20 protein-coding genes are annotated in these 22,906 nt (G+C 70.3%); 10 read left to right on the top strand and 10 right to left on the bottom strand.

Annotated elements, in window-relative coordinates; translation table 11 throughout:
• Position 1 precedes the first annotated feature (1 nt).
• Positions 2-385: a sensory rhodopsin transducer gene (locus AAEM63_RS00910; protein ID WP_123916110.1), complete on the bottom strand. Its 384-nt coding sequence runs from the start codon at positions 383-385 to the stop codon at positions 2-4.
• Positions 382-1,590 (bottom strand): D-arabinono-1,4-lactone oxidase, encoded by a 1,209-nt coding sequence (locus tag AAEM63_RS00915; RefSeq protein ID WP_341359862.1) that lies wholly within the window; start codon positions 1,588-1,590, stop codon positions 382-384. Before AAEM63_RS00915 ends, AAEM63_RS00910 begins: the two co-directional genes overlap by 4 nt.
• A gap of 193 nt (positions 1,591-1,783) precedes the next feature.
• On the opposite strand from AAEM63_RS00915, the gene AAEM63_RS00920 reads away from it, so the two are divergent.
• A complete protein-coding gene (locus AAEM63_RS00920) occupies positions 1,784-3,475 on the top strand; it encodes a SpoIIE family protein phosphatase (protein WP_341359863.1) in 1,692 nt (563 codons plus the stop codon).
• Between the two features lie 68 nt (positions 3,476-3,543).
• Here AAEM63_RS00920 and AAEM63_RS00925 read toward each other — a convergent pair whose 3' ends face one another.
• Complete coding sequence (locus tag AAEM63_RS00925) at positions 3,544-3,921, bottom strand: hypothetical protein (RefSeq protein WP_341359864.1); 378 nt, start codon at positions 3,919-3,921, stop codon at positions 3,544-3,546.
• Positions 3,922-4,020: 99 nt separating this feature from the next.
• Here AAEM63_RS00925 and AAEM63_RS00930 point away from each other — a divergent pair, with 99 nt between their 5' ends.
• Complete coding sequence (locus AAEM63_RS00930; protein WP_341359865.1) at positions 4,021-4,482, top strand: helix-turn-helix transcriptional regulator; 462 nt, start codon at positions 4,021-4,023, stop codon at positions 4,480-4,482.
• A gap of 11 nt (positions 4,483-4,493) precedes the next feature.
• Here AAEM63_RS00930 and AAEM63_RS00935 read toward each other — a convergent pair whose 3' ends face one another.
• Complete coding sequence (locus AAEM63_RS00935; RefSeq protein ID WP_123916120.1) at positions 4,494-5,678, bottom strand: Gfo/Idh/MocA family oxidoreductase; 1,185 nt, start codon at positions 5,676-5,678, stop codon at positions 4,494-4,496.
• 62 nt (positions 5,679-5,740) lie between these two features.
• On the bottom strand, positions 5,741-7,246 hold the full coding sequence (locus tag AAEM63_RS00940) for a glycoside-pentoside-hexuronide (GPH):cation symporter (RefSeq protein WP_341359866.1): 1,506 nt from the start codon (positions 7,244-7,246) through the stop codon (positions 5,741-5,743).
• 219 nt (positions 7,247-7,465) lie between these two features.
• On the opposite strand from AAEM63_RS00940, the gene AAEM63_RS00945 reads away from it, so the two are divergent.
• The 5 genes from AAEM63_RS00945 to AAEM63_RS00965 all read left to right on the top strand — a co-directional run bounded on the left by AAEM63_RS00945 (position 7,466) and on the right by AAEM63_RS00965 (position 12,161).
• Positions 7,466-8,293 carry a sugar phosphate isomerase/epimerase family protein gene (locus AAEM63_RS00945; protein WP_341359867.1) on the top strand — a complete coding sequence of 276 codons (828 nt, stop codon included), beginning with the start codon at positions 7,466-7,468 and terminating at the stop codon, positions 8,291-8,293.
• Complete coding sequence (locus tag AAEM63_RS00950; RefSeq protein ID WP_341359868.1) at positions 8,290-9,189, top strand: sugar phosphate isomerase/epimerase; 900 nt, start codon at positions 8,290-8,292, stop codon at positions 9,187-9,189. Before AAEM63_RS00945 ends, AAEM63_RS00950 begins: the two co-directional genes overlap by 4 nt.
• A 10-nt stretch (positions 9,190-9,199) precedes the next feature.
• Positions 9,200-10,210, top strand: a complete 1,011-nt coding sequence (locus AAEM63_RS00955; RefSeq protein WP_341359869.1) for a Gfo/Idh/MocA family oxidoreductase — start codon at positions 9,200-9,202, stop codon at positions 10,208-10,210.
• A 61-nt stretch (positions 10,211-10,271) separates the two neighbouring features.
• Positions 10,272-11,123, top strand: a complete 852-nt coding sequence (locus AAEM63_RS00960) for a sugar phosphate isomerase/epimerase (protein ID WP_341359870.1) — start codon at positions 10,272-10,274, stop codon at positions 11,121-11,123.
• 81 nt (positions 11,124-11,204) lie between these two features.
• Entirely contained in the window at positions 11,205-12,161 is a 957-nt protein-coding gene (locus AAEM63_RS00965) for a hypothetical protein (protein ID WP_341359871.1), read from the top strand.
• Between the two features lie 43 nt (positions 12,162-12,204).
• Here the strand turns inward: AAEM63_RS00965 and AAEM63_RS00970 are convergent, their stop codons facing one another.
• Positions 12,205-12,783, bottom strand: coding sequence for a thymidine kinase (locus AAEM63_RS00970; protein ID WP_341359872.1), 579 nt, complete (start codon positions 12,781-12,783; stop codon positions 12,205-12,207).
• Between the two features lie 97 nt (positions 12,784-12,880).
• On the opposite strand from AAEM63_RS00970, the gene AAEM63_RS00975 reads away from it, so the two are divergent.
• Entirely contained in the window at positions 12,881-14,068 is a 1,188-nt protein-coding gene (locus tag AAEM63_RS00975; protein ID WP_341359873.1) for an FAD/NAD(P)-binding oxidoreductase, read from the top strand.
• A 26-nt stretch (positions 14,069-14,094) separates the two neighbouring features.
• Here the strand turns inward: AAEM63_RS00975 and AAEM63_RS00980 are convergent, their stop codons facing one another.
• From AAEM63_RS00980 to AAEM63_RS00990, 3 genes are all read right to left on the bottom strand, one after another.
• On the bottom strand, positions 14,095-15,183 hold the full coding sequence (locus AAEM63_RS00980) for an NAD(P)-binding domain-containing protein (RefSeq protein WP_341359874.1): 1,089 nt from the start codon (positions 15,181-15,183) through the stop codon (positions 14,095-14,097).
• A 52-nt stretch (positions 15,184-15,235) separates the two neighbouring features.
• Entirely contained in the window at positions 15,236-15,559 is a 324-nt protein-coding gene (locus tag AAEM63_RS00985; protein ID WP_341359875.1) for a hypothetical protein, read from the bottom strand.
• 151 nt (positions 15,560-15,710) lie between these two features.
• The gene (locus tag AAEM63_RS00990) at positions 15,711-17,354 is read right to left on the bottom strand and encodes a LuxR C-terminal-related transcriptional regulator (RefSeq protein WP_341359876.1); all 1,644 of its coding nucleotides are present in this window, start codon (positions 17,352-17,354) and stop codon (positions 15,711-15,713) included.
• Positions 17,355-17,878: 524 nt separating this feature from the next.
• On the opposite strand from AAEM63_RS00990, the gene AAEM63_RS00995 reads away from it, so the two are divergent.
• Positions 17,879-18,799: an HNH endonuclease gene (locus AAEM63_RS00995; protein WP_341359877.1), complete on the top strand. Its 921-nt coding sequence runs from the start codon at positions 17,879-17,881 to the stop codon at positions 18,797-18,799.
• A 362-nt stretch (positions 18,800-19,161) separates the two neighbouring features.
• Positions 19,162-20,406: a DNA sulfur modification protein DndB gene (locus tag AAEM63_RS01000; protein WP_341359878.1), complete on the top strand. Its 1,245-nt coding sequence runs from the start codon at positions 19,162-19,164 to the stop codon at positions 20,404-20,406.
• A 22-nt stretch (positions 20,407-20,428) separates the two neighbouring features.
• Here the strand turns inward: AAEM63_RS01000 and AAEM63_RS01005 are convergent, their stop codons facing one another.
• The gene (locus AAEM63_RS01005; RefSeq protein ID WP_341359879.1) at positions 20,429-22,837 is read right to left on the bottom strand and encodes a UvrD-helicase domain-containing protein; all 2,409 of its coding nucleotides are present in this window, start codon (positions 22,835-22,837) and stop codon (positions 20,429-20,431) included.
• Between the last annotated feature and the right edge of the window lie 69 nt (positions 22,838-22,906).

A 22,906-nucleotide genomic window follows, 5' to 3' on the forward strand; every position in this document is an offset into this window, starting at 1 on the left:
CTCACCCGTCCACGGGCAGGCCCGAGGTGATGGCGACGCCGAGGGCGGCCTGGCTGGTGTCGAGGTGGCGCAGCTGCGCGACGACCGGCACGTCGCTGTCCAGGACGAGCCCGTACGCGACGCCCAGCGGCACGGCCTGGGGGTCGATGAGGTCGTTGATGCGGACGTGACGCACCCGACGGGCGGGCACCGTCAGCCGGTAGGGCCCGACCGGGTCGCGGTCGGGGTGGTAGACGGTGAGCTCGACGCGGGCGTCGGCGCCGGCGCTGTTGAGCAGGCACAGCTCGTCTCGGCTCGTGAGCTCCGGCTCGTGTCCGGTGGTGCGCTCCGGCACGTGGCCGGCGGCGAAGACCCAGGTGCGGCGTCCGAGCTCGCGGTCGGTCATGACTCGTCCTCCAGGAGCGTGCGCAGGTACTCGGTGAGCAGCACGTCGCCGGGGTCCAGCCGGCGGCGGATGTCGGTGAAGGCGCCGAGGTCGGGGTACATCGCCCGGAGGTCCGGCGCCGTCCGCGTGTGCTTCTTGCCCCAGTGGGGGCGTCCGCCGTGCTCGAGCAGGAGCGGCTCCATGTCGCGGAAGTACGCCTCGTGGTCGAGGTCGGCATTCTGCAGCAGCGCGATCGTCATGGTCGGCCGCCGGTGGGCGGTGCTCAGCATCGCCTCGTCCGGCGCCACGGTCCGCACCAGCAGCCGCCAGCCGACGGATGACCGATGTCGTTCCTTGACCCGTTCCCGCACCTCTCGAAAGGTCTCGAGCCCGTTCTCGCGAGGGAGGAGGTACTCCATCTCGTCGAAGCGGAGGTCCCGCTCGTTGGGGATGATCGTGTGGGCCGGCCCGGTCTCGTCCGCACGCAGGTGTCCGGGGGCGTCCAGGTCGCCCTCCTCACCAGGTTCGTCCATGACCCGCAGCTGGGCGAGGTCGCTGCGCGGGTACCAGTAGAAGTCGACGTGGCGGTGACGGGCGGCGAGCTCGTCGAGGTGCTCGAGCACCCAGTCGACGTGCGTGCACCAGTTGCGCCGGTGCAGCTGGTAGGCGCGGCGGACCCGCAGGGTCATCGACGTCATCACGCCCAGCGCGCCCAGCGAGACCTGGGTGGCCCGGAGGAGCTCGGTGTCGCCGTCGCCGGCTGTGCCGAACGCGAGCGTCCGGCCTGCACCGGTGACGAGCGTGCCACCGGCGAGGGCGGAGGAGAGGTTCCCCAACCTCTCACCCGTGCCGTGGGTCCCGGTGGCGACGGCGCCGGCGATCGACTGGTAGTCGACGTCCCCCAGGTTCTCCAGCGCCAGCCCGACGTCGGCGAGGCCGTTGCACAGGTCGGACAGGCCGGTCCCGGGCAGGACCGTCACCAGCCCCGCGGCCGTGTCGTGCGCGACCAGTCCGGCGAGGTGCTCGAGCGAGACGAGGACGTCCGTCGTGGCGACGAGCGGGCTGGAGGAGTGGCCCGTGCCTACGGGCCGGAGCTTCCTCCCGTCGCGCGCGACCGCGCCGACGAGCTCGACCACCTCCTCGTGCGAGCGGGGCCGGGCGACCTGGGCCGGCGTGAAGCTCAGGCTTCCCGACCAGTTGGTCCACGGGCGCCCCGGTCGGACCATCGTCGCTCCCCTCGTTCCGCCCGTCGCCCCTACCCTGCGCCGTTCCCGGCCGTCGCGCACCCCGGGACCACGGGGGCGGCTCGGGGCGACCGGTCCTCGGACCGGAACGGTCCCCGCAGGACGTTTCCCGTGCGGCTCAGTAGGCTGACACACCGGCGCGGGGACAGACCGTAGCCCGGGGAGGGACGGCGCCGTGGTTGACGGGCACGCGATGGGCACGGCGCAGGGACCCGGTCCCGCTCGCGTCGACGCGCTCACCAGCGCCGAGCGCATCCTCGACTCGATCCCGACGGCGTTCTTCGCGCTGAGCCCTGACTGGCGGTTCACCTACGTCAACGCCGAGGCCGAGCGGCTCCTCGGCCGCCCCCGCCCCGAGCTGCTCGGTGGCGTGGTGTGGGAGCTCTTCCCCGCCGCCGTCGGCACCGACTTCGAGCGCCACTACCGGGCCGCCATGTCCACCGGGGAACCCGCGAGCTTCGACGAGTTCTACCCCGCCCCGCTGGACACGTGGTTCGAGGTCCGGGCCTGGCCCACGCCGGAGGGACTGTCGGTGTACTTCATCGACGTCACCGTCCGTCGGCGGCTCCAGGAGGAGACCGAGCGGATCGCCCGGCGGGCGGCGCTGACCGCCTCGGTCACCAGCGACCTCTCCCGGACCCTCGACGCCGAGGAGGCGGTCGCTGCCCTGGCCCGCACACTGGTCCCGGTCCTGGCGGACTGGTGCGTCGTCACGCTCGCCGACGTCGACGACGCGGGCCGGCAGGTCCTGCGCGACATCGGCTGGTGGCACCGTGACACCGAGGCCCTGCCGCTCGTGCGCGAGTACGCGTTCCACCGCCTCGCCTCGCTCACCGACCACTCGTTCCTGTACGAGGCGCTGCGCACGACCGACGTCATCCCCATCCCGACCGACGCCACCGCCCGGATCCAGTCGGTGCTGCGGCCGGGACGGGCCCACGAGCTCATCACCGAGCTCGCGCCGGATTCCGCGGCGGTGCTGCCGCTGCGCGGGCGGGGCCGGACCATGGGTGCCATCACGCTGTTCAACGGCCGCGGGCGCCCCGAGCTCGACGTCGAGGAGCTCGCCACCGCCCGGGACATCGCCGGCCGGGCCGGCATGGCGCTCGACAACGCCTACCTCTACGCGCGGCAGCGGCGCGTCGCCGAGGAGCTCCAGCGCTCCTTCCTCACCGACCCGCCCGTCCTCGAGAAGCTCGAGGTCGCCGTGCGGTACGTGCCGGCCTCCGAGGCGGCCCGGGTGGGCGGGGACTGGTACGACGTCTTCCCCCACCCCGACGGCGAGACGGTCGTCGTCATCGGCGACGTCGCCGGGCACGACCTCCAGGCGGCCGCCGCGATGGGCCAGCTCCGGTCGCTCCTGCGCGGGATCGCCGTGAGCACCGAGCCGGGCCCCGCCCACATCCTCACCCTCGTCGACCGCGCGCTCGGCGTTCTCGGGCAGGACACGGTCGCCACCGCCGTCGTCATGACCCTGCGGCCGACGGCGGACGGCAGCGTCGTCGCGCGGTGGTCCAACGCCGGGCACCCGCCGCCCATGGTCATCGGTGCCGACGGAGCGGTGAGATCCCTCGACGCCCGCAGCCTCGTGCTCGGCATGGACACCGAGGCCCGGCGCGGCGAGCACGAGATCACCCTCGAGCCCGGCGCCAGCGTGGTGCTCTACACCGACGGCCTTGCCGAACGGCGCGACCGGGGCCTGCGCGCCGGCCTGGACCACCTGCGGGCGGCGCTGACGGACCTGGCCGACCGTGGCGTCGAGGACCTGTGCGACGCGCTGCTGCTCCGCCTGCTCCCTCCGGCGCCGGAGGACGACATCGCGGTCGTGGTCGTCCGGGCGCCGGGCGGTCCGGCCGCGGACGGGTAGCCCCGCTGGAGCCAGGACGACCGTGTGCGAGCCGGCAGACCGCCGGTGCGTGGACGACGCCGAGCGGCTCAGCCCCGCAGGAGCTGGCAATTGGTGAAGCCGGCGTCCGGGTCGAGCACGAAGCCCTCGAGGTAGGTGCCGTCGCCGACGAAGATGATTCCGCCCGCCCCGACGACCTTGGACGCCGGGTGCTCGAAGTCGAAGTTGACGAGCACGCCAGGGCCGTTCACGCCGTCGTCGTACGGCGTGATCGACTCGATGAACCCGGTCTTGACGAGCGGCTGGGCGAAGTTGCCGCGGGTGGGATCGGACAGGCCCGCGGGGAACGGGTTGCCGTGCTCGGAGCAGAACATGCCCGTGATCTCGTGCACGGTCGCCGAGGCGGGCTGGACCGCCAGGCCGACGAGGGCCGCTGTGCCGATCAGGGTGAGGACGGTGCGCTTCATGACGTCTCCTCGAGTCCGCCGGCGAGCGCCGGCTGCGCCCATTGTTCGCCCGGCGCCTCGTGCCGCCATCCGTAGGACTGCGTAAACCGTACAAACCACATGGGGTCCTCGAGGGGTGTCCCGTCGTCCGCGCTGCTGGCGCTCGCGCTGGGCCCCGACGCGCCGCCGGGTCTTCCCCGCTTCGAGGTCACCGGGTTCGAGGTGAGCGAGGACGACGGCGAGATCGTCGTTGTCCTCCGGTTCCGCCTGCCGGCCGGTGACGGACCCGCCCTTGCGGACACCAGTCCCTGGCAGGCGCTCCGCCTCCTCACCCCGCGGGAGCAGGTGGTCGCCGAGCTCGTGGCCGGCGGCCTGCCGAACGGGGCCATCGCTCGCCGTCTGGGCCTGAGCGTCCGCACGGTGACCAGCCACCTCGACCACGTCTACGCCCGGCTCGGGATCCACTCCCGCGCCTCGCTGGCCGCGCTCGTCACCGAGCTTCGGCTGGCCGGGCCGGCGGTGGCAGACCGGCGCCCGGCGCCGCCGGAGACGGCGACGCCGGGCGGGCGGCTCAGCGTTTGACCCGGGGCGGCTCAGCGGGCGCTGACCGCCGCCGTCTCGCGCTCGGGGAACGTGCCCTCCTCGCGGATGCGCCGGTTGAGCTCGGTGAGGTAGAGGTCCTCGTCGAAGTCGAGCGGCACCTCCTGGCCCAGCCAGCTGGACAGGTGGATGGCGTTGGCCAGGCGCACGCCGTTGATGCCGTCGCTGCCCGGGGCGAGCAGCGGGGTGCCGTCGAGGATGTTCGCCGCGAAGTTCTCCAGCACGCCGGAGTGCTGCGCACCCCAGGCGGACTCGAACTCGATGGTCTCCTGGGAGTAGTACTCGGCCGGGTCCATCTCGCCCATGAACAGCTTGCGGACGTCGTCCATGCCCATGGCGTCCGAGAGCTCGCGCTCGTCCTTGACCAGGCGGGTGACGGTCGCCGTCTTCGACCCGTCGACGACGATCTTTCCCCGGTCGCCCAGGATCTCGAACCGGTCGGTGCCCACGAGGTCGTGGACCGCGGTGACGAAGGTTCCGGTGGCGCCGTCGCCGTAGTCGACGACGGCGGTGACCTCGTCCTCCACGGCGATGTCCCGGCGGAACCCGTAGGCGACCTTGGCGTAGACGGACTGCGGTACGCCGCAGATCCACTGCCACAGGTCGAGCTGGTGCGGGGCCTGGTTGACCAGGACGCCGCCGCCCTCACCACCCCAGGTGGCGCGCCAGTCGGACTGCTCGTAGTAGCCCTGCGGCCGCCACCAGGTGGTGATGATCCAGCTGGTCCGCCGGATCTTCCCGATCTCGCCGGCGTCGACGATCTCCTTGATCCGCTGGTACAGGGGGTTGTTGCGCTGGTTGAACATGATCCCGAACGTCAGCTCGGGGTGCTGGGCGGCGTACTCGTTGAGCTCGGCGACCTGGCGGGTGTAGACCCCCGCCGGCTTCTCCACCAGGGCGTGGACGCCGGCCTCGAGCGCGGCGATGCCCATCTCCGGGTGGAGGTAGTGCGGCACGCAGGTCACGACGGCGTCGACGTCGCCGCCGGCGAGGAGGGCCGTGTGGTCCTCGTAGACCGGCACGCCGTACTCCCGGGCGGCGAGCTCCCGCTTGGCCGGGTCGGTGTCCGCGATCGCACCGATGACCATGTTGGGGACGAGGCCGTCCCGGATGAATCGGGCGTACATGGATCCCTGGGCGCCGAGCCCGATGATCCCGAGCCTGACCTTGTCGGCCATGGTGGTTCTCCGTTCGTTCTGAGGGTGTGGCGGTGGTCGGTGCGTTCCGAGGGTGGCGGTGGTCAGTCGGCCGCGGCGAGCGCGGCGGCCTTGCGGGCCTCGGTCTCGGCCGTGATCTCCTTGAAGCGCTTGTCGGTCAGCGGGTACTTCGCCATGACCAGCAGGGTCAGCAGGGCGAGGACGGCCGGGACGAGCCCGGTGGCCACCCGGATGCCCTGGAGGGCGCCGTCGGTCTGGACGGCGGCGGTGCCGACGTAGCCGGTGAGGCCGATGATCCCGGCGGCGGCGAAGCCGCCGAAGGCCTGGCCGAGCTTGCGGATGAAGGAGAACACCGCGTAGGTGGTGCCCTCGGTCCGGCGTCCGGTCCTCCACTCGCCGAACTCGATGGTGTCGGCCTCCATCGCCCACATGAGCGTGTTGACCAGGCCGAGCCCGGTGCCTACGAGGAAGTAGGCCACGATCGCCATCCAGGGCGCGGACGCCGGGGTGACGAAGAGCAGGAGCGCGCCGACGATGAACGCGACCGTGCCGGCGAGGTAGCCGGTGCGCTTGCCGAACCGCGCCACGATCTTGGCGATGAAGGGGGCGAGCACGAAGATCGCACCGGTCTGGACGATCGAGAGGATCCCGAAGAGGCCGGCGTTGCCCAGGACGTCGCGGGCGTAGTAGATGCCCATGGTGCTGAACGTGATGAACGAGGTGAGGAAGAGCAGCGAGCCCACGCACAGCCACAGCAGCGGCTTGTTCTGCCGCAGCGTGTCCGTCGCCTCGCGGAAGGTGGCCCGGTCCTGCGCGGGCCGGACGACCTGCTCGCGGGCGGTGAAGAAGGTGGTGAGGTACAGCGCCATGCCGACGAAGACGAAGACCAGCGTCAGCGTGGTGAGCGAGCCCTGGAGGCCGGTGGCGGCCTCGGCCTGGGCCGCCGCCTGGGCGGCGGCGAGCTGGGCCGGGCTGGCCGCGGCCTCGCCGCCGAGCTCGGCGACCTTCTCCTGGTACAGGCTGGCCGAGCTCCACCGCTTGACCTGCGGGGCGACGACGAGCGCGAGCATGAGGCCGGTGGCCGCCGCTCCGACCGAGCGGAAGGTCGCGAGCTTGGCGCGCTCGGTGGGCACCTGGGTCATCGCCGCGGCCAGGGAGCCGTAGGGGATGTTGACCATCGAGTAGAACATCGCCAGGACGCCGTAGGAGAGGTACGCCCAGAACAGCTTCATGGTCAGGCTGTCGGCCTGCGGGATGGAGAAGACCCAGACGCTCGAGAGCAGCAGCGGCAGGGAGGACCACAGGATCCACGGGCGGAACTTGCCCCAGCGCGTGTTCGTCCGGTCGACCCAGCGGCCGACGATGACGTCGCCGATGCCGTCCCAGATGCGCACGATGAGGAAGATCGGCGCGGCGTAGGCGGGCGGGATGCCGACGACGTCGGTGTAGTACAGCAGGAGGAACATCGACGCCATGGTGAAGGCGAGGTTGTTGCCGGCGTCCCCGGTGGCGTAGCCGAGGTAGGCGCTCAGCCTGAGCTTCTTGGTCGGTGCGCCGACCGTCGTCGTCGGGGCGGTTGATGCAGTCATCGGATCAGGTCCCTTGGTCTCGAGCGCTGGTCGCGCTGCGGCTCCGTTGCGTTCACCACTGTGGGCGGACCCGCCGCGACCACCTATCTGTTGCCACGAGTTGCCATCGCTCCCGGCGACGGCGCGGCAACAGGTGGCAACCGGTAGGAGGTGTGGTGCCGGCCACCCCATGGTGGCTGTGCGACCCCTTCGACCCACGCTCAGTGAGGAGCACGCCCCATGTGGACACTCTCCGGATTCTCCGACGAGATCTCGCCCGACCTCGACGAGCAGGCCGCCCTCGTGACCAAGCTCGGGATGACGCACCTGGAGCTCCGCAGCGCGTGGGGCACCAACGTCCTGGACCTCGACGCCGACCAGCTCGCCCGGGCCCGGCGGATCCTCGACGAGCACGGGCTCAAGGTCTCGAGCATCGGCTCGCCCCTGGGCAAGATCTTCATCGACGAGGACTTCGGGCCCCACCTCGACCGGGCCCGTCACGCCGTCGACGTGGCCCACCACTTCGGTGCCCCCTACGTCCGGATCTTCTCCTTCTTCATCCGTCCGGGCGACGACCCCGACGACCACCGCGACGAGGTGCTGCGCCGCATGCGCGCCCTGGCGGACGTGGCCGAGCAGGGCGACGTCGTCCTGCTGCACGAGAACGAGAAGGAGATCTACGGCGACGTCCCGCGCCGCTGCGTCGACATCCTCGAGTCGGTCGGCTCGCCCAACCTGCGCGCCGCCTGGGACGCGGCCAACTTCGTGCAGGTGGGGGTCCGCCCGTTCACCGAGGGCTTCGCCGCCATCCGTCCCTACCTGGAGTACGTCCAGATCAAGGACGCCCACCTCGCCGACGGCGAGGTCGTGGCCGCCGGCCGCGGCGACGGCGAGGTCGTGGAGACGATCCGCGCGCTGCGCGAGGACGGCTTCGACGGCTTCTTCTCCCTCGAGCCGCACCTGTCCGCCGCGCACAGCCTCGGCGGGTTCTCCGGGCCGGACCTGTTCACCGAGGCGTGGCAGGCGTTCACCGACCTCCTGCGGGCCGAGGGCATCGAGTACCGATGAGCTCGGCCGCACCCGGGCGGGGCCGGATCGCCGTCAGCCCGCTCGGCTACCTCTGGGGGACGGTCGACGCGACGCCGCTGGAGCAGATGGCCCAGGCGTACGCGGACCTGCACGACATCGGCTTCACCGCCGTGCGCGTCGACGTCCCGGACGACCTGCCCGTGGACGACTACGCCCACTGGCTCCGGATCTACGACCTCACGCCCGCGACCGGCATCTTCGCGGCCACCTTCGACGGCACCGAGGCGCTGCCCGACATGCTCGAGCGGGCCCGGCGCACGGCCGCCCAGCACACCGCCCTCGGGCTGGACCGGGTCATGCTCATCCCCGACCCGGTGCCGTACCGGCTCGCCCGGCCGGCCGTGGGGGCCGGCGCGGACCCCGGCACCTTCGCCCGCGCCGTCGCCCAGATCGCGGCGGCCGCCGGCGTGCTCGCGGCCGAGGGCCTGCGGCCCCTGCTGCACCCCAAGGTGGGCGGGCTCGTCGAGACCGAGGCGGAGGTCCTCGGGGTCCTCGACACCCTGGACGCCGCGCTCCTCGGCTTCGGCCCCGACACCGGGCACCTGCGCTGGGCCGGCATGGACCCGGCCGCCCTGGTGGCCCGCTACGCCGACCGGGTCGGTGCCGTGCAGCTCTCGGACGTCTTCGCCGACTACGCCCGCCCCACCCGCCGCGGCCGGGGCAAGAGCTACGCCGAGCTCGTCGCCACCCGGCGGGTCTGGGCCGAGCCGGGGGCCGGCGTCGTCGACCTCGACGCGGTCCTCGCGGCCCTGCCGCCGCGCTTCGACGGCGACCTCATGGTCGAGATCGAGCGCCCCAGCAACGATTCCGTCTACCACTCCTACCTCCAGGCCCACGAGTGGGCCGCCGCCCACCTCGCCGCCGCCCTCACGTGAAGGAAGCATCATGACCACAGCAGCTGTCATCGGGTGCGGTGACGTCGCCACGATCCACTTCGAGGCCATCGAGGCGGTGGAGGACATCGAGCTCGTCGCCGTCTGCGACACGGACCCGGTCGCGCTCGCGGCCGCCGTCGAGCGGTACAGCGTGCCGGGGTTCGCCGACCACCGCACCCTCCTCGCGCACGTGCGGCCCGACGTCGCGCACGTCTGCACGCCCCACGACCAGCACGTGCCCGTGGCGCTGGACCTCCTCGACGCCGGCGTCCACGTGCTCACCGAGAAGCCGGTCGCGCACACCCTCGCCGACGCCGAGCGTCTCGCCGAGGCCGCGGAGCGCTCCGACGCCCGCCTCGGGGTGTGCTTCCAGAACCGGTACAACGCGACCTCGCAGGCCGCCCGGGCGATCCTCGACTCCGGCGAGCTCGGCGCCGTCCTCGGTGCGACCGCCACGGTCATGTGGACCCGGACCCCGGACTACTACCTCGCCAAGCCGTGGCGCGGCCGGTGGGAGCGGGCCGGCGGCGGCCTCCTCATCAACCAGGCGATCCACACCCTGGACCTCGTGCAGTGGCTCGTCGGCGACGTCGTCGAGGTCAGCGGCCGGGCGAGCACCCGGCTGTACGGCGACGTCATCGAGGTCGAGGACACCGCCGAGATGCTCCTGACCCACGCCGGCGGGGCGCGCAGCGTCGTCTTCGGCGCCCTCACGAACGTCGTCCACGCCCCCGTCACCATCGAGATCACCGCCGAGCGCGGGAGCCTGGCCATCCGCGGCGACCTCACCGTCACCCACGCCGACGGGCGGGTGGAGACGGTGACGGAGCGGCGTGCGCCCTCGGGCGGGCGGACCTACTGGGGCGTCTCGCACGAGGTCCTCGTGCGGGACTTCTACGCCCGGCTCGGCGAGCCCGACCCGTTCTGGATCGGCCCGCGCGAGGCGATGAAGTCGCTGCGCATCCTCAAGGACGTCTACGCCCAGAGCGGCCTCGACCGCGAGGTGGCCCTCGCGCGCTGAGCCGTCGCACCCACCCTCCGGCCGCGCGACGGCCGGTCCCGAACGGACGAAGGAGCTCCCCATGCCGAAGATCGGCGTGCAGATGATGATGCTCAAGGACAAGGTCGACCAGACCGGTCCCTACGAGGTGCTGCGGCGCCTCACGGACTCCGGCTTCACCGCCGTCGAGGTCTCGCAGATCGCCATGACCGCGGAGAACGTGGCCGAGATGCGCCGCGCCAAGGACAAGCTCGGCACCGACTTCGGTGCCCTGTCGGCCGGGCTCGGCGCCGGCCCGAACGACTCGCTGGTCACCGACTTCGACAAGATCGTCGACGACGCCCGCACCCTGGGGGCGTCCCGGCTGCGCATCGGCATGATGCCGTTCTCCGCGATGGCCTCGCACGAGGCGCTGCGGGACTTCTGCCGCCAGGCCCAGGAGGTCTCCACCCGGCTCGCCGACGAGGGTCTGACGCTCTACTACCACAACCACCACGTCGAGTTCGCCAAGGTCGGAGGCACCACCCTCCTCGACGTCATCCGCGCCGAGGCGCCGGACATGCGCCTGGAGATCGACGTGCACTGGGTCCAGCGCGGCGGCAAGGACCCCGTGCGCACCCTGGAGAAGTACGCGGGCCTCGTCGACCTCGTCCACCTCAAGGACTACCGCATCGGGGCGATGGACCCCTCGGCGTTCGGCGCCCTGGAGCGCGGTGACTTCGCCGCCTTCATGCAGGCGTTCACCGGCGTCGTCGAGTTCGGCGAGGTCGGCGAGGGCAACCTCGAGTGGACCGAGATCATCGACCAGGCGCTGGCTTCCGGTGCTCAGTACCTCCTCATCGAGCAGGACCAGCAGTACGGCCGCGACCCGTACGACTGCCTGAAGACCTCGCGCGAGAACCTCGTGGCCCTGGGGTACGAGCACCTCTTCTGAGGGGCGGGGCCGGGACCGGCCCCTCGTGCCGCAGGGGGTGCCGGCTGGACGCGGTGCCCCCTGTGGTCGGAGCATTCGTGCATGGGTCGACAGGGTGCGGAGCAGGGCGACGACGTGGCACGCGAGACGTACCGGACCCTGCGGCTCATGCTGGTCACGCTGCCGGTCCTGCTGCTGGTGGGCTCCCTGCTGATCTTCCTCACCACCGGCGAGGTCGAGACGTCCATCAGCGCCTACTACTTCGGGCCGATCCGGGACATCTTCGTCGGCGCGATGGTGGGCATCGCCGTCTGCCTCGTCGTGTACCGGGGCTCGTCGGCGTTCGAGGACCACATCCTCAACGTCGCCGGGTTCTACGCCGTCTTCGTGGCCCTGGTCCCGGCCGACCTCTCCAAGACGATCGAGGAGCTCGGCGCCGAGACGCCGGTGAGCGACGCCCTGCAGGAGGAGCCGTCGGTGGGCTCGCTCGACGTCGCGGCCGCGACGGTCCAGGAGCTCTCGGTGGAGCCGCTGAGGATCTCCGCCGGCGCGGCCCTGCTCGTGGCCCTGATGTTCGTCTACGTCCTGCGACGCACCCGCAGGTTCCCGGCCCCCGAGGTGGTCGCGGAGCCGAGGGCGCACGCCGCGTTCTGGGTCGTCAACGCCCTCGGCCTCGCGTTCGCGGGCCTGGTCGCCTGGCGGGTCGTCGAGGGCGCGGCCTTCGACTGGGTGCACTCCGGGGCGGCGGTCCTGCTCATTGTGAGCCTGGCCATCGCCGTCGCCAGCCACCTGTGGCCCGGCTTCTTCGGCGCCGAGGACCCCCCGAGCTACCGGTCCACCGCGATCTGCGGCCTGACCTACCGGTCGGCCTACGCGGTGATCCTGGTCCTCATGGTGGCGGGCGCCGGGGTGGTCGCGCTGGTCGCGGGGGAGTACCGGGTGATCGCCGTCGAGTGGCTGGAGGTGGCGCTGTTCGCCGTGTTCTGGGTGCTCGAGACCGCGCGGACGTGGACCCGGCTCCCCGCCCGCCGCCGGAGCCGCGCCGTCGTCCCCCCGTGACCGGGGCGCCACCCACCCACGTTCTCGGCCGGCCAGGTCCTGGTCAGCTGCTCGGGTCGAAGTGCCGCCGGCACCGCGCCTGGTAGGCCTCCGTGCCGCCGACGTGCGCCGCGGTCGGCACCTGGGCGTCTCCGACGTCACCCACCACCGTGCGCTGGTGGAAGGCGGCGTCGCGCCCGCAGACCGCGCACACCGCAGTGAGCTTGGTGACGTCCTCGGCGAGCGCCATGAGGGAGCTCAGCGGCTCGAACGGGCGGCCGTCGAAGGTCACGCACAGCCCGGCGACGACGACGGTCGTGCCGGCGAGCGCGAGCTCACCGACCGCCCCCACGAGGTCCGGCCCGAAGAACTGGGCCTCGTCGATCGCCAGGAGGTCGAGCCGGCGGCCCGCGACGACGGTGATGAGACCGGCGACGTCCGGCACCGAGTGCGAGGGCACGCTCAGCCCCGAGTGGGAGGCGACCCGGCCCGCGCCGTGGCGCTCGTCGAGGGCGTGGTTGACCACCTCGACGGCGAGGCCGGCGAGCTGCGCGCGGCGGACCCGCCGCAGGAGCTCCTCGGACTTCCCGGCGAACATCGGTCCGCACACCACCTGGAGCCGGCCCTGCGCGTCGCTGTGCATGGCGCCGACCCTACGACCGCGCCCGCGCGCGCGTCCGCGCCGGGCGTCCTACCGTGGCAGATCCCTGGTCCTCTACCGCCCGGAGCGTGATCCGGTCATGAGCACTCACCACGACGTCGTCATCGTCGGCGGCGGCAACGCCGGCATCTCACTGGCCGCCAAGCTGCGCCGGATGGGCTGCCGCGACGTCGCGATCGTCGAGCCCAAGCAGGTCCACCACTACCGGCCGCTGCTCAGCTACGTCGCCGGCGGGCTGGCCGCCATGGACGACCTCACCCGCGAGCAGTCCAGGTGCATCCCCGAGGGGTGCACCTGGTACACCGACGAGGCCATGGCGATCGACGCCGACCGCGCGGTCGTGCGCGTGTCGACCGGCGAGGAGCTGCACTACAACGACGTCGCGGTGTGTCCGGGCTCGCGGGTCGACTGGGACGCCGTCCCGGGGGCCTGGGAGGCGGTGGGGACGACGGTGGCCGCGACCAACTACCTGCCCGAGATGGCCGAGAAGACCTGGACGATGCTGTCCTCGCTCACGGCGGGCCGGGCGGTCTTCGTCATCTCCGACCGGCACGTGCCGTGCGCACCGGTGGGCCTCAAGCCGCTGTTCATGGCCGCCGACCACTGGCGCGACGCCGGCGTGCTCGGCGCCATCGAGATCGACCTGCTCGTCGAGGGCGAGCGGCTCGTCAACCACGACGGCGCCGACCGGGAGCTCCGGGCCGCGGCCGCCGACTACGGCGTCCGCGTGCGGACCGGGGCGCGGGTCGAGGCCGTCGACGCCTCGGCGCGGACCCTGCGGGTGCGGACGGCCGGCGGCAGCGACGAGCTGGGTTACGACGCCCTCTACCTTGCCCCGCCGCACCGCGCCCCGGAGTGGGTCGCCGAGAGCGGCCTCGCCACCGCCGAGAGCGACGGGTTCGTCGCGGTCGACCCCCGCACGCTCCAGCACCGCGTGCACCCGCGGGTGTGGGGCCTCGGCGACGTCGCGACCGTCGACACGCTCCCGTCCGGCGGGGCGCTGCGCAAGCAGGTGCCGGTGGTCGCCCACAACATCGCCGCGAACCGCGCCGGACGGACGTTGCGGCACTACGACGGCTACTCGGTCGCACCGGTGACCACCAGCCGCCGGGAGCTCCTGCTCGCCGAGTTCGACCGGGACGGGCGTCCGCAGCCGACGATCAGCACCCCCGACCTCGTGCGGCCGCGGCGCAGCACCTTCGTCTTCGACCGATACCTCGAGCCGCAGATCTACTGGCACCGTCTGCTCAAGGGCAACGTGAGCTGAGGTCCGCACAGGAGCGCCCCGTCGGATCACGTGGCCGCGGCTCCAGCGGAGACCTGGGCACCCCGACGGGCGGCGATGTGCTCCGCGACGTAGCGCCCGTCCCTGCTGGCGCCGAGGACGAGGCCCGAGGCGGCGGCGTACTGGAACGGCAGGCCCATGAAGTACAGCCCTTCGACGTCGTCGACCACGCCCCGTTGCTGGCGAGGGTAACCGTCCTCGGCCAGGGGCAGACCCTCGATCCAGCTCCAGTCCTCACGGAACCCGGTGCACCACAGCACGTTGCGGACGTCGAGCACCCGCCCGTCATCGAGCACCGGCAGGCCGTCGCGGGTCCCGGTCACGCGGTGGGGGAGCAGCACGACGCCGGCCCGTTCGAGGTCGGCCTTCTTGGGCCGTTCGAGCGGGGCGCCGTGGTGGCGGAACCGCTGCGCCAGCCGCCGCCCGACCGGTGTGCGGAGGGTGAGCACGTGCATGGCGGCGAACATGATGACGTGGTCCGCCACCACGCTCCCCGGCCCGCCGTTCCCGACCGGGATCTGGCCGTGGATCTTTCCGGCCAGGGAGGTCTCGTGCTCCGCTGCCGCCTCGAGGGCGAGGTCCGCGCCCGAGTGCGACGCACCGACGACGAGGACCGGCCCCGCCTGCAGCTGGCTCGGGTTCCGGTACCCGGTGGAGTGGAGCTGGAGGATCACGGGGTCGAGGTCGCGGGCGAGATCGGGCACGTACGGGCGGGTGTGTCCGCCGGTGGCGATCACGACGTCGTCGGCGTCGAGCTCTCCCTGGCTCGTCTCCACGGTGAACCCACCACCTCGGCGGCTGACCCGCTCCACGCGGACCCCCGTGCGGACGGGCAGCTCCATCGCGGCCGCGTACTGCTCGAGGTAGTCGCCCATGAGCCGCGCCGTCGGGAACTCGTGCCGTGGGCCGGGGAACGGCAGCCCCGGCAGGCCGTCGGCCATGCCCGGCGAGAAGAGCCGGAGGGAGTCGTAGCGCTCCCGCCAGGAGTCCCCCACCCGGTCTCGCGCATCCAGCACGACGGCGGGCTGCCCCAGCCGGCCGAGGTGGTAGGCCGTGACGAGGCCGGCCTGACCGGCTCCGACGATGACGGTGCTCATGGCGTCCTCCGATGTGTGACGAGCGGACCGGGACCCGGGTGGGCCCGGTGGGTCAGACCCCCAGCCGGACCGGCAGGTCGGCGTCGGCGACGCGGGTGGCGGGCTCCGTCGCGTGTGTCGAGGACCGGTAGCGCAGGCACCAGGCGAGCATCAGGGCGGAGCTGACCACGTAGAAGCCGTGTAGCACCCACACCGGCCCGACCGGCAGCGTGACCACGTACAGCGTGTGGACGACGTTGCCCGCGTTGATGAGCGCGATGTTGCCCAGGCTGTAGGAGCCGAGGTCCCTGGTCCGCGCCGCCTTGGCGAGCATCGGCAGCATGCTCCCGGCGAAGATCACCGTCGAGATGGTGCCGGCCAGCAGGGGGATGTCCATTCCTCAACGCTAGGAACTCGCGGCGCCGGCGACGTCGGCCGGATGACCACACCTTGCGCGGACGGTATGGGTAGAAATGCCCATCCCGGCACGATGGCGGCGGGGCCCGGTCCCGTCGTTCGCCGTTGAGCGCAGCGGTGCTCGCGGCCGCCTAGACCAGTCGGTGCTCGTAGGCATACGCGGTGGCGGCGGCCCGCGAGGGCAGGTCCAGCTTGGTGAAAATGTTGCTGAGGTGGCGCGCGACGGTCTTCTCGCTCAGGTGCAGCTCGCCGGCGACCGCCCGGTTGGTCCGGCCGGTGGCGACAAGGCGGAGCACCTCGACCTCCCGGGCGGTGAGGCCGCCCGGCTCCCCGTCGGCTGCGCCGAGGCGGACTGCGAGCTCGTCGGCCGCGGCCAGGTCGGTCCCCGCTCCCAGACGCTCGAAGGTCCGCCGGGCACGGTCGAGGTCCAGCTGAGCGGCCTCCACGTCCCCGGCTGCCATGCGGGCCCTGGCGAGCTTCAGCTCCACCCGACCGGCCTCGTGCGCGAGGCCGAGGGTGAGGCAGGTCTCGAGGGCGAGCCTCAGCTCACCGGCTGCCGCCGTCGCCCTGCCGTCCGCCAGCAGCACGGAGCCGCGCGCCGTGGCGGCCACGGCCACCAGGTAGGGGGTCGCCGCCTGGTCCGCGGCGTGCTGGGTGAGCTCCTCGGCCACCCGCCGGGCGCCGTCGAGGTCACCCGCGGCGAGGAGGACCTCCACCGCGGCGGGCAGCAGCCGGCACCGCGCGACGGCGTCAGGGGCCTCGGCCAGTGCCCTCCGCATGGCGGTCGCCGCCACGTCCGGACGACCCTGCGCGAGCCGCAGCAGGGCCAGGCCCGGTTGCGGTTCGAGCCCGCTCTCGTGCGCGCGCCGGTAGGCCTCCTCCGCCGCGAGCAGATCGCCGCGGACCCGGTGCAGCTCGGCCAGCTGGTACCAGGCCATGCCGGTCGCCGCGTCGTCCGCCCCGGTCAGCCTGGCGAGGGCCCCCTCGGCCTCGGTGACCGCTTCCTCCCAGCTGCCCCGGCGCTGCAGCACCTGCGACCGGTGTACCTGGCACTCGGCGCGGAAGGCCACGAGGTCCGGCTGCTGCCGGCGCCAGCGGTCGAGCGCGGCGGTCCACTCCGCTGCCCGGCCGACGTCGAACCGCTCCTCGCACAGGCCCACGACCACGCAGTAGACGATGCCCGTGGGGATCTCGGACACCGTGCCGTCACCCATCGAGAGCATGAGCTCGTCGAGCAGGGCGATGCCGGCTGCGACCCGGCCCTGACGTGCCATCGCCTCGCCCATGCCGACGGTGGCGAGCGCGATGAGGTCCTTGTCGCCGCAGTGCTCGCCGGTCGAGAGTGCGCCGGCGAAGGCCTCGAGCGCAGCCTCGGGTGCACCGGTGTAGAGCGCACGCATGGCGTGGGGGATGGTGACGTACCCGCCCAGCACACCGGACCCGGGCTGCTCGTCCGCGATGCGCTGCGCGCGGGCCAACCACCCTCCGGCCTCAGCCTGGTGCCCGCGGTTGAGGAGGCTGAAACCGACCCAGAACGCGCACCGACCTGCCTGCTCAGGATCGCCGGCGATCTCGAACGCGTGGTAGGCCTCGTCGAAGAGCTGGCAGCCCTCATCGTCCCGGCCGAGCAGGAAGGCTGCTCGGGCCAGCTCGCGCAGGTCCTCGGCCGAGATGTCGCCGCGCAGGCGTGCCGCGTGCAGGTCGGCGTAGCCGGCCGCCCACTCCTTGCGCGCGAGGGCCTGCCTGCCGAGATCGGCGAGCTCTTCCACAGTCATCGTGGCTCCGGCGGGCCCCGGCACGATGACGACGGGTGCCCGGTTCCAGGGTACGCCGCACGGATGTCAGGGCTCCATTCGCCAGTTCATCGGCATCACAGCCGCCTTGGGGGGGCCAACACGGTCCGAAGGTCGTCCGGGGAGAGGCTGCGTAGTACTTCACGAAGCGTTCGACTCCACGGACTACGCGATCGGCTACCGGCAGATCCGCTGGCCCGGGGAGACGCGGGAGCCGACCGGCGTGAATCGGCCGTTCGCACCCCCAACGAAGCCGCGGGAATGCCATGGCTTCAGCGTCGAGAACTGTGTGCCGCTGCTCGCGCAGGCGCTTGCGGACGTCGGCTGCCGGTGAGGCTTCTGAGCTGGCAGGTCCACTGTCGCAACCTGGTATCAACGTAGGCGCTGCGAGGCAGTGATCGACTACGGAGGTGAGAGGACCTTGTCCGCGAGCGTCGGGCAATTGGCCTCTCGGCTCAGGAAAATTCTACGGCTGCTCCGGCTAAGCTTCCCCTCAGGAGGCTGGCATGTCGGAATCAGTGATCGAACGCGAACTTGCCGCACGTCTCGCGGCCATCGACTGGTTAACGCGCCAGCGTGCTGCAGGCGTCGAATATTGGACGCACGCGGATCTCTCACTCTTCACATTTGACGGTACGCGGATTCCGTTGATGGACCGCCAGCGGGGGATACGAAAGCCAGCGGGCTTTGATGCGGCACTCGCCATACGAACCGTATTTCGACCTGAGGGGGCCATGCGCCCCTACGAGGACGGGATGGGCGCGGACGGGCTATTGCGATACAAATGGCGAGGCAGCGACCCGAACCACCCAGAGAACCGCGCTCTCCGGAAGGCGATGGAACGTCAGGTTCCGATTATCTGGTTCGAAGGCTTTGCTCCCGCCCTCTATACGGCCATTGCACCGGTCTACTTGCTGGCTGAGGAGCCTGAGCGGCAGCAGTTTGTTGTGGCGCTCGGAGAGGATCAGTTGGTCCTCGATGTCGGAGGGGAGGTCAATCCGCGGCGCAAGCGTTATGTCGAAACCATGACGAAACGCCGATTGCACCAGCCGCTCTTTCGGGCGGGTGTTATGCATGCGTATGAGACAAGATGTGCTATTTGTGCGTTCCGCCACGGAAACCTACTCGACGCGGCTCACATCACTCCTGATTCGACCGAGGATGGAGTTCCGGCGACATCCAACGGTTTGGCCCTCTGCAAGATTCACCACGGGGCCTACGATGCCAACATCATGGGTATCCGTCCGGACCTGGTCATCGAGGTGCGCCCGGACATTCTCGAAGAGATAGATGGCCCGATGCTGAAGCATGGCATTCAGGCACTCCACGGCGAAAAGCTCATGATGGTCCCCCGGTCGCGGAGGGAGAGGCCTGATGAGGTTCGGCTGGAAGCCCGGTACCAGCAATTTCGAACTGCGCCGGTATAACCCTTTAACATTAGAATGTCCAGGAGACGTCCAAAGAGCCAGCGGGGAGTCTGTGACGCACGTGGAGTGCCGATTGAGTCCGCGCACTTCCGCTTTCCCGAATCCGAAATGGCGGAAGGTCGCGACCTGACGCCGAAATAGGCTTCTCATACCTCTGATGGAAGCCTTGTGACCCTCAACCCGTGCTCGCAGGGCTCGGCGACGAGGCTATCACCATCTTGGTGGTCCCGCGGAGGTTGCCCGGGACGGATAGTTAACCCGGTAGCAAGAGAAGACCGTGACGGTCAGCGTACGGAACAGCGCCGTCGCGGCGAGTTCTGCGATGATCAGTGGCACCCGAGAGAAACGACAGAGGCGATCACGTGAACGAGCCGCAACATGGTACGAGCCAGTATCCCGCCTACCGCTTTGACCGGGGTGGCGTAAGTGTCTACGTCGTCGCCATGCCCATTCGTGCGGTGTCCCTGCACCTCCCTATTCCGGATCCGACGGAACCGTTTCAGGGAAACCGAAGGGTGGACGGTGCGCACGCTGAGGGTTTTGCCCAGTACTGGAAGCAGAATGAGCGGTGGGCGGCTCCGCCGCTTCTGCTCGATTCCCGAGTCAGTCTGCGCAAGTGGTTCGCGGTTAACCACACCACGGGCGGTGTTGCGCATGGAGTGCTGACGGTGCCGGACACGTCGGTCGATGCGATCAAGATCCTTGACGGTCAGCACCGTATCCTTGGGTGGAGCATCGCGGTGGAGCAGATTGAGGCCGAGTACTCCACGGCCCGGCGGGTGGCCGATCAGGCGCTTCGTGCAGGGGAGGCCCGGAGGATTCGCGAAGCCGAGACTCGGTTGGAGCGGGCCGAGCAGGCTCGGAACCGGCTGCGGCATGAGCACGTGACGGTCGAGATCTACGAGAAAATCGACGAGGTAGAGCACGGTCAGTTCTTCTCGGACATCGCCATCAACGCCAAGGGCATCAACAAGTCGGTTCTGGCAAGCCTCGACCAGCGCGACATCGTCAACCGAGTCGCGTCCGACCTTGCCGAGAGCCAACCCCTCCTGAAGGGCCTCGTGGACTTCGAGAAGGACCGGATGACCGTCAAGAGTGAGTCGTTCATCTCGGCCAAGAACTTGGGTGATGTCATCCGCGCCGCCGCGATCGGACCAGAGTCCCGCGCCACTCAACGACGCGAGGAGCGAATGCGGGCGGCCGACGTCAGTGTCGTGAGTGTTCAGTTCCTTGAGGTGCTCGAGGCGGAGATCGGCGACGTTCGGCGGCTCGCAGCCGGCGACGTCACGCCATCGGAGATCCGGGCGCGGAGCCTCATCGCCTCGCCAACGATCTTGAGGTGTTTGGCGGGAGCGTTCAGGGAGCTTGCGGTCTCGGAAGTCGAACGTGACCGTCCGCAAGTGGACCCTGAGGGCGTTGCCGTCTTCCGTCGGCTTCTCGGATCTCTCGACAGGCGGCTGGGATTCCCGATCGAGAAGCTCTGGTTTAGCACCGGGCACTTTCCAACGGAGTCCAGCAAGGCGCCCTCGTCGCGCGTACAGGACATTCGAGGTCTGACCAACACGCTAGTGATGTGGGGTCAGTTCGGCGTACCTCCCCGGACGTAGCGCGTGCGGCCCCTGGAGGTGGTCACGGCTCCGATCTCATCTGCTCAAGTGCCCTTTCGAGCACCGCACGCCACAGGTGCGGCGCGACCGTGTCCTTCAGGTCGTCTAGTACATCCTCGGCGTGGCGGTCGATGGTGCGCGCACGCCGGCTGGCCCGGTCGCCGGCGGCCACATCGCTGAAGGAATCTGTTGGCGCAGGCCGGGTGTCGTCGGCGGTCACCGGCAGCGAGTGCTCTGGCGAGGAGATCGAGACATCATCGATTGAGCCGTTGCCGTTAATGCTCCGCTCGGCCGACGGGCCGTCGTCGTCGAGATCCAGTTCCCCCGTGATCGGAACCGCGACACTCTCCGTCACGGGCTGCGAGGTACCGCCGAGTACCTCGGGCAGGTGCCCAGCAGGGTGGACGATGTTGAGGTAGTGAGTGGTCCGGGTCACCGCGATGTAGAGCATTCGGAATCCCTCGGGCCCCGCCTCGATGATCCGCTCGGGGTCGGCGATCACAATCGCGTCGAACTCCAGGCCCTTCGCCGCGACCGGACTGACGACGTTGATGGACTGGCTGAGCCCGCCGCGGTCCGCGTCGTTCCACTTCACACCCTCGCGATCTAAGAGCTCTTCGAGGTCTTGGCGGCGGGAGTCGGGGCAGATGACGCCGACGAATCGACCCACACCGCTGTGCGCCTTGACGACTTCAAGGACTGCCGCGTCAAAGTCCTCTTCGAGGTCGACCGAACGGAACTGCGGGCCGGGCGCTACGTCCCGGACGACCACCGGGGGAGTGATTCCCGGGGCAGCTTGGGTAAGGACGTCTGCAGCGAGGTCCATGACGGATCGAGGGACGCGATAACCGTGCGAGAGCTCAACGATTTCCGCCTCATATTTCCGCTCCAATTCGTCGACGACGTCGTCCCAGGAGTTGCGGGCCCAGTTCCCCGTCGACTGTGCGATGTCACCGACGACAGTCATCGAGCCCCCCGAAGAACGATTCGCGATCGCCTTGAGTTGCATCGGAGTGAGGTCCTGAGCTTCGTCGACCACGATGTGGTGGTACGTCTCCGTCGCACCGGACATTTCGCTCTGAACGGCGTCGAGTAGGACGAGGTCCTCCTTCGACCACGACTCCTCTGAGATCCGCGAGGCGGACTGGCGCCTCAGGAGTTGGATCTCTTCGCTTCCGAAGGCACGGGGAGCGGCAGCGACGAGGCGTTCGAGGCTGCCGAAGAGCTCGGACAGGAACTGCGGTGGTGTTAGGCGCGGCCAGACCCGCTCGACAAAGTTCTCGATGTCGGCCGCTCGGAGGAGCTCTTGCGGGTCGCGGCCGAGCCGGGTGCCGTCGTTGTCGAATCCACGACGGACGAGCACGCCGAGGCGGCTCATCAGGGCGGTGCGGAACCGAGCGCGACCGTTGTTGTAGTTCAACGGCAGCAGATTTTCGACAAGATCGTCGACGTCCTCCGGCGAGATCGATACCGCCCACGTGCGTCCCGTGACGGTAAACCGTGTGTCGTCCGCGGGACGCCGGACCCGGTTTCGCAGGCCGTTGAGGATGAGCTCGTCCATACGTCCGTCCCCCTTGAGCTTCGCGACGGCGGGCTCCTCTTTTCGAGTGACGCTGACGGTGACCGAGAGCATCCCCTGGAGATCGGTCTGATTGACGTTCTCGTCGCCGAGTTCGGGGAGCACCTGCCTGATGTAGCGCGTGAAGGTCGGGTTGGGGCCTACCACTAGGACGTCCCTGGGGTCCAACTGGTCGCTGTAGGTAAACAGCAGGTAGGAGACGCGATGGAGGGCCACAGCCGTCTTGCCTGTGCCAGGTCCGCCCTGGATTACGAGGAGACGCTCGAGCGGCGTCCGTATGAGCTTGCTCTGGGCGGCCTGGATCGTCTGGACAATCTGCTGAAGCTCGGGCGTCCGACCACGACCGAGTGCCTCTTGGAGGAGTTCGTCTCCCTCGATGACCGCAAGCGCCGGGTCGTCAAGGCTGGCGATCCTGCTCGCGAGCTCCGCGAAGACCACGTCATCAATGTTGATGATCCGGTTCTCGTTGATGGCTGTGGTGAAGTCACGCCGGCTACGGACATTGCTCGGATTCTCGGCGGTCGCCTCACGCATCCGCATGATGAGTGGAGCTTTCCAGGCGAAGACCTTGACCTGTCGCTTGGAATCGGTAATTGCGTGTTGCCCGACGTAGTACTCGGTGCCGTCATCCTGGATGAGCTTGGTGAAGGCGACCGCGTCCGTCGGCTTCCCGAGGGTGGAGTCGGAGTCAGCATTCTTCTTCAGAGCCGCCCGTGCCTTGGCGTCAGCGGCCTGCATGAATGCTGACTGCCGTGAGTGCCGCTTTTCCTCCCGCAACCGCAGAGCTTCGTCGAAGTAGTCCTGCTCGTGCTGAAGTTCTGGGTGCGCGTCAGTGCGCTCGATGAGGGTCATTGGGAGTTCTCTCGGGAGGTCAGTGGCTGTTTCGGTAAGTGTAGGTCTGGCCACCCAGATTTCAGCCCA

Source organism: Georgenia sp. M64 (assembly GCF_038049925.1).
Lineage (GTDB): Bacteria > Actinomycetota > Actinomycetes > Actinomycetales > Actinomycetaceae > Georgenia.

Excerpts from the sequence above, each read along its gene's own strand:
- AAEM63_RS00910 (WP_123916110.1), bottom strand. The coding sequence starts at position 385 with ATGACCGACCGCGAGCTCGGACGCCGCACCTGGGTCTTCGCCGCCGGC.
- AAEM63_RS00915 (WP_341359862.1), bottom strand. The coding sequence starts at position 1,590 with ATGGTCCGACCGGGGCGCCCGTGGACCAACTGGTCGGGAAGCCTGAGC.
- AAEM63_RS00925 (WP_341359864.1), bottom strand. The coding sequence starts at position 3,921 with ATGAAGCGCACCGTCCTCACCCTGATCGGCACAGCGGCCCTCGTCGGC.
- AAEM63_RS00930 (WP_341359865.1), top strand. The coding sequence starts at position 4,021 with ATGGGGTCCTCGAGGGGTGTCCCGTCGTCCGCGCTGCTGGCGCTCGCG.
- AAEM63_RS00935 (WP_123916120.1), bottom strand. The coding sequence starts at position 5,678 with ATGGCCGACAAGGTCAGGCTCGGGATCATCGGGCTCGGCGCCCAGGGA.
- AAEM63_RS00940 (WP_341359866.1), bottom strand. The coding sequence starts at position 7,246 with ATGACTGCATCAACCGCCCCGACGACGACGGTCGGCGCACCGACCAAG.
- AAEM63_RS00945 (WP_341359867.1), top strand. The coding sequence starts at position 7,466 with ATGTGGACACTCTCCGGATTCTCCGACGAGATCTCGCCCGACCTCGAC.
- AAEM63_RS00950 (WP_341359868.1), top strand. The coding sequence starts at position 8,290 with ATGAGCTCGGCCGCACCCGGGCGGGGCCGGATCGCCGTCAGCCCGCTC.
- AAEM63_RS00955 (WP_341359869.1), top strand. The coding sequence starts at position 9,200 with ATGACCACAGCAGCTGTCATCGGGTGCGGTGACGTCGCCACGATCCAC.
- AAEM63_RS00960 (WP_341359870.1), top strand. The coding sequence starts at position 10,272 with ATGCCGAAGATCGGCGTGCAGATGATGATGCTCAAGGACAAGGTCGAC.
- AAEM63_RS00965 (WP_341359871.1), top strand. The coding sequence starts at position 11,205 with ATGGGTCGACAGGGTGCGGAGCAGGGCGACGACGTGGCACGCGAGACG.
- AAEM63_RS00970 (WP_341359872.1), bottom strand. The coding sequence starts at position 12,783 with ATGCACAGCGACGCGCAGGGCCGGCTCCAGGTGGTGTGCGGACCGATG.
- AAEM63_RS00975 (WP_341359873.1), top strand. The coding sequence starts at position 12,881 with ATGAGCACTCACCACGACGTCGTCATCGTCGGCGGCGGCAACGCCGGC.
- AAEM63_RS00980 (WP_341359874.1), bottom strand. The coding sequence starts at position 15,183 with ATGAGCACCGTCATCGTCGGAGCCGGTCAGGCCGGCCTCGTCACGGCC.
- AAEM63_RS00985 (WP_341359875.1), bottom strand. The coding sequence starts at position 15,559 with ATGGACATCCCCCTGCTGGCCGGCACCATCTCGACGGTGATCTTCGCC.
- AAEM63_RS00990 (WP_341359876.1), bottom strand. The coding sequence starts at position 17,354 with ATGACTGTGGAAGAGCTCGCCGATCTCGGCAGGCAGGCCCTCGCGCGC.
- AAEM63_RS00995 (WP_341359877.1), top strand. The coding sequence starts at position 17,879 with ATGTCGGAATCAGTGATCGAACGCGAACTTGCCGCACGTCTCGCGGCC.
- AAEM63_RS01005 (WP_341359879.1), bottom strand. The coding sequence starts at position 22,837 with ATGACCCTCATCGAGCGCACTGACGCGCACCCAGAACTTCAGCACGAG.